The organism is Sagittula stellata E-37, assembly GCF_039724765.1.
Classification (GTDB): domain Bacteria; phylum Pseudomonadota; class Alphaproteobacteria; order Rhodobacterales; family Rhodobacteraceae; genus Sagittula; species Sagittula stellata.
The window spans coordinates 2,017,266-2,029,304 of the sequence record NZ_CP155729.1; the positions used below are offsets into that span (position 1 = coordinate 2,017,266).

12 protein-coding genes are annotated in these 12,039 nt (G+C 63.6%); 7 read left to right on the forward strand and 5 right to left on the reverse strand.

Annotated elements, in window-relative coordinates; all coding sequences use genetic code 11:
* Nucleotides 1–151 precede the first annotated feature (151 nt).
* Nucleotides 152–667: a tetratricopeptide repeat protein gene (locus ABFK29_RS09560; protein WP_040605137.1), complete on the reverse strand. Its 516-nt coding sequence runs from the start codon at nt 665–667 to the stop codon at nt 152–154.
* Between the two features lie 156 nt (nt 668–823).
* Entirely contained in the window at nt 824–2,131 is a 1,308-nt protein-coding gene (gene purB, locus ABFK29_RS09565) for an adenylosuccinate lyase (protein WP_005863381.1), read from the reverse strand.
* Nucleotides 2,132–2,317: 186 nt separating this feature from the next.
* Here purB and ABFK29_RS09570 point away from each other — a divergent pair, with 186 nt between their 5' ends.
* Both ABFK29_RS09570 and ABFK29_RS09575 read left to right on the forward strand, forming a co-directional pair.
* Nucleotides 2,318–2,719, forward strand: coding sequence for a DUF6314 family protein (locus ABFK29_RS09570; protein WP_157136621.1), 402 nt, complete (start codon nt 2,318–2,320; stop codon nt 2,717–2,719).
* A 152-nt stretch (nt 2,720–2,871) separates the two neighbouring features.
* Nucleotides 2,872–4,170: a DUF3422 family protein gene (locus ABFK29_RS09575; RefSeq protein WP_040605138.1), complete on the forward strand. Its 1,299-nt coding sequence runs from the start codon at nt 2,872–2,874 to the stop codon at nt 4,168–4,170.
* A gap of 138 nt (nt 4,171–4,308) precedes the next feature.
* Here ABFK29_RS09575 and ABFK29_RS09580 read toward each other — a convergent pair whose 3' ends face one another.
* Both ABFK29_RS09580 and ABFK29_RS09585 read right to left on the reverse strand, forming a co-directional pair.
* Nucleotides 4,309–5,364 carry a YeeE/YedE family protein gene (locus ABFK29_RS09580; protein ID WP_005863388.1) on the reverse strand — a complete coding sequence of 352 codons (1,056 nt, stop codon included), beginning with the start codon at nt 5,362–5,364 and terminating at the stop codon, nt 4,309–4,311.
* Nucleotides 5,365–5,644: 280 nt separating this feature from the next.
* Entirely contained in the window at nt 5,645–7,144 is a 1,500-nt protein-coding gene (locus tag ABFK29_RS09585; RefSeq protein WP_005863390.1) for a CoA-acylating methylmalonate-semialdehyde dehydrogenase, read from the reverse strand.
* A 97-nt stretch (nt 7,145–7,241) separates the two neighbouring features.
* Here ABFK29_RS09585 and ABFK29_RS09590 point away from each other — a divergent pair, with 97 nt between their 5' ends.
* The 5 genes from ABFK29_RS09590 to ABFK29_RS09610 all read left to right on the forward strand — a co-directional run bounded on the left by ABFK29_RS09590 (nt 7,242) and on the right by ABFK29_RS09610 (nt 10,676).
* Nucleotides 7,242–8,138, forward strand: a complete 897-nt coding sequence (locus ABFK29_RS09590; protein WP_005863392.1) for a LysR family transcriptional regulator — start codon at nt 7,242–7,244, stop codon at nt 8,136–8,138.
* Between the two features lie 111 nt (nt 8,139–8,249).
* Nucleotides 8,250–8,684: a CBS domain-containing protein gene (locus ABFK29_RS09595; RefSeq protein ID WP_005863394.1), complete on the forward strand. Its 435-nt coding sequence runs from the start codon at nt 8,250–8,252 to the stop codon at nt 8,682–8,684.
* 193 nt (nt 8,685–8,877) lie between these two features.
* A complete protein-coding gene (gene coaD / locus ABFK29_RS09600) occupies nt 8,878–9,369 on the forward strand; it encodes a pantetheine-phosphate adenylyltransferase (RefSeq protein ID WP_005863397.1) in 492 nt (163 codons plus the stop codon).
* Nucleotides 9,366–10,178 (forward strand): alpha/beta hydrolase, encoded by an 813-nt coding sequence (locus tag ABFK29_RS09605; RefSeq protein ID WP_005863398.1) that lies wholly within the window; start codon nt 9,366–9,368, stop codon nt 10,176–10,178. The genes coaD and ABFK29_RS09605 overlap by 4 nt, the downstream gene beginning before the upstream one ends.
* Nucleotides 10,179–10,514: 336 nt before the next feature.
* Nucleotides 10,515–10,676, forward strand: coding sequence for a hypothetical protein (locus ABFK29_RS09610; protein WP_198135767.1), 162 nt, complete (start codon nt 10,515–10,517; stop codon nt 10,674–10,676).
* 163 nt (nt 10,677–10,839) lie between these two features.
* Here ABFK29_RS09610 and gap read toward each other — a convergent pair whose 3' ends face one another.
* The gene (gap, locus tag ABFK29_RS09615) at nt 10,840–11,841 is read right to left on the reverse strand and encodes a type I glyceraldehyde-3-phosphate dehydrogenase (RefSeq protein ID WP_005863402.1); all 1,002 of its coding nucleotides are present in this window, start codon (nt 11,839–11,841) and stop codon (nt 10,840–10,842) included.
* Nucleotides 11,842–12,039 lie beyond the last annotated feature (198 nt).

Sequence of the window (12,039 nt, forward strand, 5' to 3'; positions counted from 1 at the left end):
CCCGCGATAGCATGGGACTCGAGAAAGCACGGTCGCACCTCGATCCGGGGTAACTGCGCAGACGAACGGCTGTGACCCGCGATGGGCCACGCAAAATTGCCGCGCAAGACCCGCGACACAGCTCCGGTGCCGACAGTCGCGGTGTGTGACCTCAGTATGTGTAGGTCGTGCCGGTCGTGATGGCATCGCGCAGGGAGGCTTCGGCCCAGGTCCCGCGACCGCCGCGTGCGATGATCTCATCGTATTGGCGCTTGGCACCAACCCAGTCACCTTCGAGCACAAGGCCCTGACCCATGTAACTGCGGGCCAGAAGGTTGTCCGGGTTCTGCGTCAGCGCGGCATCGTACCAACGTTTCGCTTCATTCATGTCGCCGGACATCCGGGCGATGAAACCGCGGTAGGTCAGGACGCCGTCCGCCTGCTGGTCGTCCATGGCGTCCAGTACCATCAGCGCATCCGCGAGATTTCCCTCGTAGGCGTAGCCGCGCACCGCGTCCAGCCTCATCATGTCGTCGACGTGCCCGCTTTGGGGCTTGACGCACTTGTCCGACATCACGTCGTACACGTAGCCGGCCTTGCAGGCGGACTTGGGCGGCGTGGAGCTGTCGGTGCCCGCGGCGAAAGCGGCAACGGGCAGAAGGGTCGTCAGTAGGGCGAGGCAGCGCATGGCGTTAGTCCCTGTCGATTGCATCATGCAGCTAAGATTAGCATGGGCGGGACCCATTTCGAGAGGGGAAAAACCGGAGGTATGGAATACCCCCGGGTTTCGGTTTCCTGTGGGTTTCGGTGAAACCGCGCGGGGCGTCAGGGCGTGAATGGAGGTCTAGTCCTCGTTGAACACCCGGGCAAAGATCGTGTCGACGTGCTTCGTGTGGTAGCCGAGGTCGAACTTCTCGTTGATCTCTTCTTCGGACAGGGCGGCGCGCACTTCGGCGTCGGCCAGCAATTCCTCGCGGAAGTCGGTTCGGTTGTCCCAAACTTTCATTGCGTTGCGCTGCACGAGGCGATAGGCAGCCTCGCGGCTGACACCGGCCTGCGTGAGCGCCAGCAAGACGCGTTGCGACATGACCAGACCGGGGAACTTGTTCATGTTGTCGAGCATGTTCTGCGGGTAGACCAACAGCTTGTCGATGACGCCGGTCAGGCGGTGCAGGGCGAAGTCCAGCGTGATCGTGGTGTCGGGGCCGATGTTACGTTCGACCGACGAATGCGAGATGTCGCGCTCGTGCCAGAGGGCCACGTTTTCCATCGCCGGGATCACCGCCATCCGGACAAGGCGTGCGAGGCCGGTCAGGTTCTCGGTCAGCACCGGGTTCTTCTTGTGCGGCATCGCCGAGGAGCCTTTCTGCCCCATCGAGAAGAACTCCGCCGCTTCCAGCACTTCGGTGCGTTGCATGTGCCGGATCTCGATTGCGATGTTCTCGATCGACGAGGCGATGACGCCGAGGGTCGCGAAGAATGCGGCGTGGCGGTCGCGCGGGATCACCTGGGTCGAGATCGGCTCGGGCACGAGACCCATCTTGTCGCAGACGTGTTCCTCGACGGCCGGTTCGATGTTGGCGAAGGTGCCGACCGCGCCGGAAATCGCGCCGGTGGCGATCTCTGCCCGCGCGTCGCGCATCCGGCTGAGGTTGCGGTCCATTTCGGCGTAGAAGCGCGCGAAGGTGAGGCCCATCGTGGTGGGCTCCGCATGGATGCCGTGGCTACGGCCGATGCGGACGGTTTCCTTGTGTTCGTAGGCGCGCTTTTTCAGCGCGGCGAGCAGCGCCTTCAGGTCGGCGATCAGTATGTCGGACGCGCGGACGAGCTGCACGTTGAAGCAGGTGTCGAGCACGTCGGAGGACGTCATGCCCTGGTGGACGAAACGCGCTTCTTCGGAACCCACGTGCTCTGCCAGGTGGGTGAGGAAGGCGATGACGTCGTGCTTGGTTTCGCGCTCGATCTCGTCGATGCGGTCGATGTCGAATTCCACGTCCTTCGCCTTCCACACCGCTTCGGCGTTTTCACGTGGGATGACGCCCAGATCGGCCATGGCATCGCAGGCGTGGGCCTCGATTTCGTACCAGATGCGGAACTTGGTTTCGGGCGACCAGATGGCGACCATGTCGGGGCGGGAATAACGGGGAATCATCTGGGCCTCCTGCGGATGTCGGACGCAGGCGGTTTAGGGGCGGTGGACGCCGGTCTCAAGAGGGGGAACGGCCCCGCGACGAATGGCGGCGGGAGTTGACGTTTTTCGCGCGTCTTGGTGGCGGCCGAATGGGACAGGACCTTAGGTCCGTGGTAAAGATGAGGATCATAGCGGATGGAGGCGACCATGACATTGAGTTTGGCGGACTTCTTGGGCCGCTGGCGGGTGGACCGGGACATTGCCCACGGCGATGGGTCGCGCGGACGGTTCATCGGGACGGCGGAATGGGTCCCGGGCGAGGCGGGCGCGGACTACGTGGAGCGCGGCGTGCTGCAAGTGGGCGCAGGCAGCTTCCAGGCGGAACGCACATATCGCTGGGGCCCCGGGCTGGACGTCTATTTCGAAGATGGTCGTTTCTTTCACGCGGTGCCGCCGGAGGGCGGGGATGCTGCGCATTGGTGCGATCCGGACCAGTACGATGTTGCCTACGATTTCACCTGCTGGCCGGAGTGGACGGCGCGCTGGCAGGTCAGGGGGCCACGCAAGGACTACGTGATGACAAGCCGCTATGCCCCATTCACCGGGTAAGGGTATGTTTTGCAGAGGTTTTCCGGTTTGGAGGGAAAAGCTTGGCCGTTGTATGTCGTTGTATCCATCTAACGTGTTGAAGTGTTTGGGAAAATGGCTTTACATTGATGCTGCGGCGCGGCATCAGCGCGGCCAAGCCATGGAGACCTGACATGCCGCCGATCACCGATCACCCGTTGCGGTACAAGCTTGCCAACGAACTTCACGCACGACCGTTTCCCTCGCTGACGACGCCGTGCCGGGCTGTTTATCTCGCTGTGAAACGACCAAAGGACGCGGCGTCCCGCGACCGAGACGAGGATTTCGCGCATCTGATCGACCTGCTGGACCGCCACGGCACGGCGCATCCGTCGCCGGGGGCCACGCACTTCAGTGCGCGGATCGGACAGAACACGGTGAAGTGGGAACAGCACACGGAATTCGTGACCTACACCGTCTTTCTGCCCGGGCTGGGCGAGCGGCCTTTCGACCCGGCGGACTTCTCCGTTTTCCCGCAGGACTGGCTGGACAAGGCGCCGGGCGTCCGCGTGACGTCGGCCATGATCCGCGTGGAACGGCGGATGGACGACGATGACATCCGCGCCCGACTGGAGGACTGGCTGGTGCCGGAGAGCATCGCGGTCAGCGAAGTGATCGACCGCGAGGCGGTGATCGCGGGAGACTTCCGTATCGATCCCGGCGGCCATCAGCGCTTTGCGGTCTTCACCAAGTCCAGCGTAGGCCACAGGCGGGCCGGGCGGATCGTGCAAAGATTGTGCGAGATCGAGACCTACAAGAGCATGTCGATGCTGGGGTTCACCCGCATGAAAGAGATTTCTCCGCGCATGGGTGAGATCGACCGGGAATTGACGCGGCTGATGCAGGTCATGACGGAAGGCGAAGGGCATGAGGAGGCGACACTGAAGACCCTTCTGTCGGTTACGGCTGAGCTTGAGAAGATCTCGGCGCAGGTGTCGTTCCGGCTGGGCGCGACGGAGGCCTACGAGGCCATTGTCGGACAGCGTATCGCGGTGCTGCGCGAAGAGCGGTTCCAGGGGCGGCAGACGTTTTCGGAGTTCATGATGCGCCGCTACGATCCGGCAATGCGGACGGTGAAGTCCTCGGCGAAGCGGCTGGAAAGCATGACGGCCAGGGCCACGCGCGCGGCGGACCTGCTGCGGACGCGGGTCGAGGTCGGTCGCTCGGCCCAGAACCAGCAGTTGCTGGAGAGCATGGACCGGCGGGCGGAACTGCAGCTCCGTCTGCAGCACACGGTCGAGGGGCTTTCGGTGGTGGCGATCAGCTATTACGCGGTCTCGCTCGTGTCTTACCTGCTGTATCCGGTGGCCGAGGCGCTGGGGCTGTCAAAGGGCACGATGACCGCGGCGGCGGTGGTGCCGGTGGTGCTGGTGGTCTGGCTGATGATCCGGCGCATCCGCCATCACGTGGAGCGCGCGGGCCCCGATCTTTGAGCGGGGCGCTTGAGGCGGGTGTCATGCGGCCTGCGCATGCGCGCAGACAGGAATAGCCCGGGCGATGCCCGGGCCGCAGGGGGCTCTGCCCCCGCCTTCGGCTCCCCCGAGGTTTTTCTTCCAAGATGAAGGTTGGCGTCACTCTGCCGGCGCGAGGGCGTGGGTGCTGCGCGGGGTGGCCTTGAGCAGTGCATTCGTAACGAGCCCGCCCGCGGCGATGCTGCCGAGGGCGAGCATGGCCGCGAACGACAGGGTAGGTACGCCGGAGAGACCCGCGCCGACCGTGCAGCCACCGGCCAGCACGCCGCCGAAGCCCATCAGGACGGCGCCGGTCAGGTAGCGGCCGGTTTCGCGCGGGCTGGAGAAGCTTTGCCACTGCAGGCGACGCGTGGCGGCAGCCGAGAGAAAACTGCCCGCGAGCACACCGATGATCAGACCTACGCCGAAGCCGGCCGGGACCGCGGTGGACGCGATGACCCAGAACAGTGTCTCGGACCAGGTCGAGGTGAAGGCGAGGCTTTGCATGACCACCGGGTCGAAATCGTCGTAGAGGATGAAGCCCGTGCCGATCCAGGCTGCGGGGACGAGAAGCCCCAGAAGCGCTGCGCCGACCAGCATCGACGGGCTGGCCTTGGACCGGGCCACGACCAGCAGCGCGAGGCCGGTAAGGGCCGCGGTCCACAGCCATGCGCCACCGGGCAGGCTGGCGAAGCCGGCGGTCGCGCCGAGATCGACAGTCACGCTGCCGAGCGCGGTGCGGATCGGGGAGGCGACACCTTTGAGCAGTGCATGGGCGGTTATGGCGAAGATCGCCAGAACGGTGAGCGCGCGCAGGTTGCCGGTGGCGCTCAGCACGGTCAGGCGGGAGACGCAGCCACGCGTCAGCACCATGCCGGCGCCGAAGGCCAGACCGCCGGCGACGATGGCCAGCCAGGGCAGATCGGGGGCCATGAACCGATGTTCCGCGAAGGAGATCCAGCCCGCCGCAACGGCTGCCTGCGTGCCAATCAGCGCGGTCGCCAGTGCCATGAACCAGACGCCCGATGCGGCGCGGCGGTCTTCGCCGACAAGCGCGCGGCGAAAACAGAACCTGGTACGTTCGGCGAGCGCACCGAACAGGAGACCGAGGCCCAACGCAAGATAAACCGCAGCCTGCGGTGCGGTGAGGTTTTCGAAGCCGAGAGATTCGTACATGGCGGGCCTCCTTTTGGAACAGCGTTCCATCTGGCGCAAATTCCATTGGCTATCAACACTCGATACCAGGTGGAGTGCTTGGGCCTTTGGAACAAATTCCCAAATTCCCTAAAATTGATGGAAGCATGGTCTGACATGATGCGGCACGCGCGGAGCGGCTGTTGCCGGAGTGGGTTTGGTGCTGTCGGGTGTTCTTTTTTCTCGGAAGGGGCCCGGGAATGAAAAAGGAGTGCCCGGTGGGACACTCCTTGTCTGCATGGGAACAGAATGCGGTTCTGGTTCAGTCCATGGCCTTGAAGTTGAACTCGCCGCCTTCTTTGATGCCCGAGAACCAGCGCGCAGTGACCGTCTTCGTCTTCGTGTAGAAGCGGAAGGCATCAGGGCCGTACTGGTTGAGGTCGCCGAAGGCCGATTTCTTCCAGCCGCCGAAGGTGTGGTAGGACAGCGGTACGGGGATCGGGAAGTTGATGCCGACCATGCCGACGTTCACCCGGTGGGCAAAGTCGCGGGCGGTGTCGCCGTCGGCCGTGTAGATCGCCGTGCCGTTGCCGTAGGGGTTGTCGATCACGAGGTTGAGCGCGTCCTCATAGGTGTCGGTGCGGACGGTGGAAAGGACCGGGCCAAAGATCTCTTCCTTGTAGATGTCCATGTCAGGCGTGACATTGTCGAACAGCGACGGGCCGCAGAAGAAGCCATTCTCGTAGCCCTGAAGCTCCATGCCGCGCCCGTCGATGACGAGTTTCGCGCCTTGCTCCACACCGCTGTCGATGAGGCCCTCGATGCGTTGTTTGGCCTGCGCGGTGATGACGGGACCGTAGTCCATCTCCTGATCGGAGGTGTAGGGGCCGACGCGCAGTTTCTCGACACGCGGCACGAGGGCGTCGATCAGCTTGTCGGCAGTCTCCTGACCCACCGGAACGGCGACGGAGATCGCCATGCAGCGTTCGCCGGCCGCGCCGTAGCCCGCACCCACCAGCGCGTCCGCCGCCTTTTCGATGTCGGCGTCGGGCATGATGATCATGTGGTTCTTCGCGCCGCCGAAGCACTGTGCGCGCTTGCCGTTGGATGCTGCGCGGCCATAGATGTACTGCGCGATCGGCGTGGAGCCGACAAAGCCCACGGCTGCGATGTCCTCGTTGTCGAGGATCGCGTCGACGACCTGTTTGTCGCCGTTGACCACCTGCAGGACGCCGTCGGGCAGGCCGGCTTCCTTGATGAGTTCGGCAAGGCGCAGGGCGGTGGAGGGCACGCGCTCGGACGGCTTGAGGATCATGGCGTTGCCGCAGGCCAGCGCCGGCGCCATCTTCCACAGCGGGATCATGGCGGGGAAGTTGAACGGCGTGATGCCGGCCACGACACCCAGGGGCTGGCGCATGGAGTAGAGGTCGATGCCCGGGCCGCCGTCATCGGTGAACTCGCCCTTCAGCATGTTGGGCGCGCCCATGCAGACCTCGACCACCTCAAGACCGCGCTGTACGTCGCCGCGGGCGTCGGGGAGGGTCTTGCCGTGCTCGCGGGACACCAGCTCAGCCAGCTCGTCCATGTGCGCGTTGATGAGCTGGCCGAACTTCATCATGACGCGGGCGCGGCGCTGCGGGTTGGTGGCGCCCCATTTCTTCTGAGCTTCCACGGCTTTGGCCACGGCGTCATTCAGCTCTTCCACGGTGGACAGCGGAGTTTTCGCCTGCACTTCGCCGGTGGCTGGGTTGTAGACGTCCGAGGTGCGGCCCGACGTCGATTTGACGTGCTGGCCGTTGATCCAGTTGGTGAGTTCGGTCATTGCAGTCCTCCAGAGTTTCAGTGTTGCGGGGACCCTACTCTTGCAATTTTGCGCAAGGAAGGGGCAGTTTGGCAAAGGGGCTTTGCAGGAGTGCAAAATGGACTGGGACGATCTGCGCGTGTTCCTCGCTGTGGCGCGGGGCGAAAGCTTGTCTGCGGCGGGGCGGGTGCTGCGCATGGACCCGGCGACTGTCGGACGACGCGTGGCACGGCTTGAGCAGGGGCTGGGCGCTCCGCTCTTCGCGAAATCGCCACAGGGTTACGCGCTGACCGAAGCCGGCGCGCGGTTGGTCGATCATGCGGAATCGGCAGAGCAGGCGGCACTGCTCGCGACAGAGGCTGTAAAGGGCCGCTCGGAGGGGTTGTCGGGGCAGGTGCGGATCGGTGCACCGGACGGCTGCGCCAATTACCTCCTGCCGCAGGTCTGTGCGACGATTGCCGATCAGAACCCGGAGTTGGAGGTGCAGATCGTCGCCCTGCCGCGCGTCGTGAACCTGTCCCGGCGTGAAGCCGACATGGCTATCGCGGTCTCTCCTCCGACGGCCGGGCGGCTCGTCGTTCAGAAGATTGCCGACTACCGGCTGCATCTTTCGGCAAGCGACGCTTATCTTGCCTCAAGAGCCCCGATCGAGACGCTCGAAGACCTGCGCGGACACCGGATCGTCGGCTACATTCCCGACATGATCTTCGACAAGGAGCTGGATTATCTCGCCGATCTCGGCATGAACGGGGTGGAGCTCGCGTCCAACTCCGTCGCTGTGCAGTTCCAGTGGATCAAGGGCGGGGCAGGGCTCGGGATCGTTCACGATTTTGCCCTGCCACAGGCCGAAGGTGTCAAGCGCCTGCTGGTGGAAGAGATGGAGCTTGTCCGCTCATTTTACCTTGTCCGCCACGCCGACGACCGGCGGCTGGAGCGTATGAACCGGTTTGCCGAGGCGCTCGTCGCCGGAATGCGCGCCGAGCTGGCCCGGCTCGAAGCACAGGCGGCCTCGTAAATACACCTTTAGTCGGTGCCCGATCCGTGTTTTCAACCCATTGGCTGACTTGACAGGTTGTCGCACCTCGGTGACGCTGGGTGAAAGCTATCGCAGACGAGGAGCATCGCCATGCAGGTCCAGCAGATTCTGAAGAGTAAGGGTATCGACAGCGTGTATACGGTCAAACCGGGCACCAAAGTCGCGGACGCGGCGAAGATCCTTGCGGAGAAGCGGATCGGGACAGTGGTGATTTCTTCGGACGGCGTGGTTGCAGAGGGCATCCTGTCCGAACGTGACATCGTGCGGGTGCTGGCTTCGAACGGCGCGGGTTGCCTTTCGGACGCAGTGGATGACTACATGACCAAGAAACTTGTGACCTGCGCGCGCGGCGACAACGCCGACGCGATCCTCGCCACGATGACGGAGGGCCGCTTCCGTCACATGCCCGTGGTCGAAGACGGCAAGATGGTCGGGCTCATCACGTTGGGTGACGTGGTCAAGGCCCGCCTCAGCGAATTGGCGATGGAGAAGACCGCCCTCGAGGGCATGATCATGGGGCACTGAACTCACAGCGAAAAACGTCGTGCGCCTGCCGCGCCTCCTGTGACAGGCGCCGACTGCCGAACTGTAGCATTCGGCGGCTCGCCACGATGTGCGAACCTGACGCAAGGTCCGTGGTTCTGAGGTTTGCCCCTTGCATTCGCTGGCGCAATATTGTTGCGTTTGCGCGCGGCGAGAATAACGGGGGAGCCTCACAATGCGCACCGGTCTTTATCCAGGCACCTTCGATCCCATAACTCTGGGACATATCGACATTATCCGCCGCGGCGCGACCTTGGTCGACCGGCTGGTGATCGGTGTCGCGATCAACCGGGACAAGGGGCCGCTGTTCACGCTGGAAGAGCGTGTGGCCATGGTCGAGGCAGAGTGCATCGACATCGCCCGGGAGACGGGGTGCGAAATCCTCGTGCACCCATTCGAGAACCTGCTGATCGACTGCGCCCGCGATGTGGGTGCCTCGGTCATCGTGCGCGGTCTGCGCGCCGTGGCAGATTTCGAATACGAATACCAGATGGTCGGCATGAATCGTACGCTCGACGATTCGGTCGAGACAGTGTTTCTGATGGCGGAGGCCCGGCACCAGGCGATTGCATCGAAACTGGTGAAAGAAATCGCTCGTTTGGGCGGCGATGTCTCGAAGTTCGTGACGCCGCCAGTGCGGGACGCGCTCGAGGCACGCTTCGATTGAAAGCGCGCCGCGCACTCCTGCTGGTCTTGATCTTCGGCGTGCTGGCCTACGTGGCCTATGGCGTGGCGGCTGTGTCGGTGCACACGAGGCTGGTCTATCCGTTTCACAGTCAGGTCGAATTTTCAGAATACGGCTTTGACCCGCAGGACGTGTCCACCGACGCTGGTCCTTTGCGGGTCTACAAGCACGTGGGGGCGGCCGGCGCGCCGGTTGTGATCTACTTCATGGGCAACGTGGGGGCCTTGCGCGCCTTTGCCCCAATGCTGCGTCATCATGCGGAGGCCGGGCGCAGCGTTGTCGCGATGGGGTATCGCGGCGGCGGTGGCGTCCCGGGAACGCCGTCCGAAGACCGGCTGAAGGCGGATGCCCTGGCTGTGTTCGACGCGCTGCCAGAGCTCGTCGGTAAAGACGGCCCGGTGATCGTGCACGGCTATTCCCTGGGCACCGGGCTCGCGCTGCATGCCGCGGCCGAGCGCCCGGTAGACGGGATGATCCTGGCGGCGCCCTATGCGCGGCTGTGCGAACTGATGTCGGCGCGCTCATTTCTGCCAGCCTGCGTGATGCCTGGCGTGCAGAAGTGGCAAAGCCTGGATGACGCGCGCAGGGTCATGGCCCCTTCGCTGGTGATCCACGGCACGGAGGACAGTCTGATCCCCTTCAGCCATGGGGAGCGCGTGGCAGCGGCGCTGGATGAGGCGGGAAGCGAAACCACACTGGTGCCGATCGAACTGGGGGGGCACGACGATTTGTTCGGCAAGCCCGGTTACCTGTCCAGCATTGACGCGTTCATCGACGGCATCGCGCGCTAAACCAGATTTCATTGCCTGTTCGGACTGACGTCTTTCCAGCGCAACCCGGGCAGGATGATCCTGCGCGGCTTGTTCAAACCTGTAGACGCACTCGACTTCTCAATGGCGCGCCACACGGACATGTCGTGGCGGACCCGACAAAATCCTGCGCGACGCTCTCTTGCCTCTTTGCTGTTCACAGAGCTGTTTTCTGCGTTCGATGCTGCACGGCGGCGTTAACATTTCCCTTGGTTTGCTTTGCATTTCGTGCATGGCGACCCGGCCTATACGACAATTGTGCTGCGGCGCAGCAAGCTTATGTTGGCGGTAACGAAACGCAAACTGAAAGGAAAAGACATGAGCTTCGTTAGCAACATCCGTGGCCGCATGGCGAAACGCGCCGAGTACAAACGCACCCTGTTCGAACTGACGTCCATGCCGGAAGAAACCGCCCGCGACCTGAACATCGCTCGCGCCGACATGCCGCGCATTGCGCATCAGGCGGTCTACGGTGGCTGAACCAGACCTGACCTGCGGACAGGACACCATGGAATTCGAAAGGCGCCGCCTCTTGTGAGGACGGCGCCTTTTTCTTTGCAACAGTATGTCTTGGCGCCTTGATGCCTGTGTCGAGAGGCTTCACGCCGGGAAGGGGCGGACGCGCCGCCCCAAAGCGCATGGCTCAGATCAGCTTGCCCATGGCGACCGCGGTGTCGCTCATGCGGTTGGAGAAGCCCCACTCGTTGTCGTACCAGGTCAGAATACGGCACATGGTGCCTTCCATGACCTTGGTCTGGTCGGTGTGGAAGATCGAAGAGTGCGGGTCGTGGTTGAAGTCCGACGACACCAGCTTCTTGTCCGTGTAGCCGAGGATGCCTTTCAGCGGGCCGTTGGCAGCGGCGCGGATCGCGTCGTTGATCTCTTCCACGGTGGTCGAGCGGGCCGCTTCGAACGTCAGGTCGACGACGGAAACGTTCGGTGTGGGCACGCGGATCGCGACACCGTCCAGCTTGCCGTTCAGTTCCGGAAGCACGAGACCCACGGCCTTTGCCGCGCCCGTGGAGGTCGGGATCATCGACAGCGCTGCGGCGCGGGCGCGATAGAGGTCCTTGTGCATCGTGTCCAGAGTAGGCTGGTCGCCGGTGTAGCTGTGAATCGTGGTCATGAAACCCTTCACGATGCCGAACTCGTCGTTCAGTACCTTTGCGACCGGTGACAGGCAGTTCGTGGTGCAGGACGCATTGGAGACGACCAGGTCGTCCTTGGTCAGAACGCTGTCGTTCACGCCGAAGACGATGGTCTTGTCGGCATTGGTGCCCGGCGCCGAGATCAGCACGCGCTTCGCACCGGTAGACAGATGCGCCTGGCACTTCTCTTTGGAAGTGAAGATCCCGGTGCACTCCATGATGACGTCGACATCACCCCAGGGCAGGTCTTCCGGGTTGCGGATCGCGGTCACCTTGATCGGCCCCCGGCCCACGTCGATGCTGTCTTCGGTGTGACTTACCTCGACCGGGAAACGGCCGTGCACACTGTCGTACTGCAGCAGGTGGGCATTGGTCTCGACCGGGCCGAGGTCGTTGATCGCGACCACTTCGATGTCGGTGCGGCCGGACTCGATGATGGCACGCAGCACGTTGCGGCCGATGCGGCCGAAACCGTTGATGGCGACTGTGACGGTCATGGGAGTGTCCTCTCTGTGGCAGTCTTCTGCAGCGAGCGTCGGCGGCGTGGCGCGCCCGGTCAAGTGATGTTAACGCTACCAAGCATCCAGCATCCCCGAAGTCAAGGGTGGCGGGCGTGCTGCTGCGGTCGAGGGGGCAGGCGAACTTCGTAGGTGTGCACGTGCTCGGGTGGGGCAGGGCGTGGCCGATTGCCGCCC

Bases quoted from the DNA above. Each gene is read 5' to 3' on its own strand.
- ABFK29_RS09560 (WP_040605137.1), bottom strand. From the start codon at position 667: ATGCGCTGCCTCGCCCTACTGACGACCCTTCTGCCCGTTGCCGCTTTC.
- purB (WP_005863381.1), bottom strand. From the start codon at position 2,131: ATGATTCCCCGTTATTCCCGCCCCGACATGGTCGCCATCTGGTCGCCC.
- ABFK29_RS09570 (WP_157136621.1), top strand. From the start codon at position 2,318: ATGACATTGAGTTTGGCGGACTTCTTGGGCCGCTGGCGGGTGGACCGG.
- ABFK29_RS09575 (WP_040605138.1), top strand. From the start codon at position 2,872: ATGCCGCCGATCACCGATCACCCGTTGCGGTACAAGCTTGCCAACGAA.
- ABFK29_RS09580 (WP_005863388.1), bottom strand. From the start codon at position 5,364: ATGTACGAATCTCTCGGCTTCGAAAACCTCACCGCACCGCAGGCTGCG.
- ABFK29_RS09585 (WP_005863390.1), bottom strand. From the start codon at position 7,144: ATGACCGAACTCACCAACTGGATCAACGGCCAGCACGTCAAATCGACG.
- ABFK29_RS09590 (WP_005863392.1), top strand. From the start codon at position 7,242: ATGGACTGGGACGATCTGCGCGTGTTCCTCGCTGTGGCGCGGGGCGAA.
- ABFK29_RS09595 (WP_005863394.1), top strand. From the start codon at position 8,250: ATGCAGGTCCAGCAGATTCTGAAGAGTAAGGGTATCGACAGCGTGTAT.
- coaD (WP_005863397.1), top strand. From the start codon at position 8,878: ATGCGCACCGGTCTTTATCCAGGCACCTTCGATCCCATAACTCTGGGA.
- ABFK29_RS09610 (WP_198135767.1), top strand. From the start codon at position 10,515: ATGAGCTTCGTTAGCAACATCCGTGGCCGCATGGCGAAACGCGCCGAG.
- gap (WP_005863402.1), bottom strand. From the start codon at position 11,841: ATGACCGTCACAGTCGCCATCAACGGTTTCGGCCGCATCGGCCGCAAC.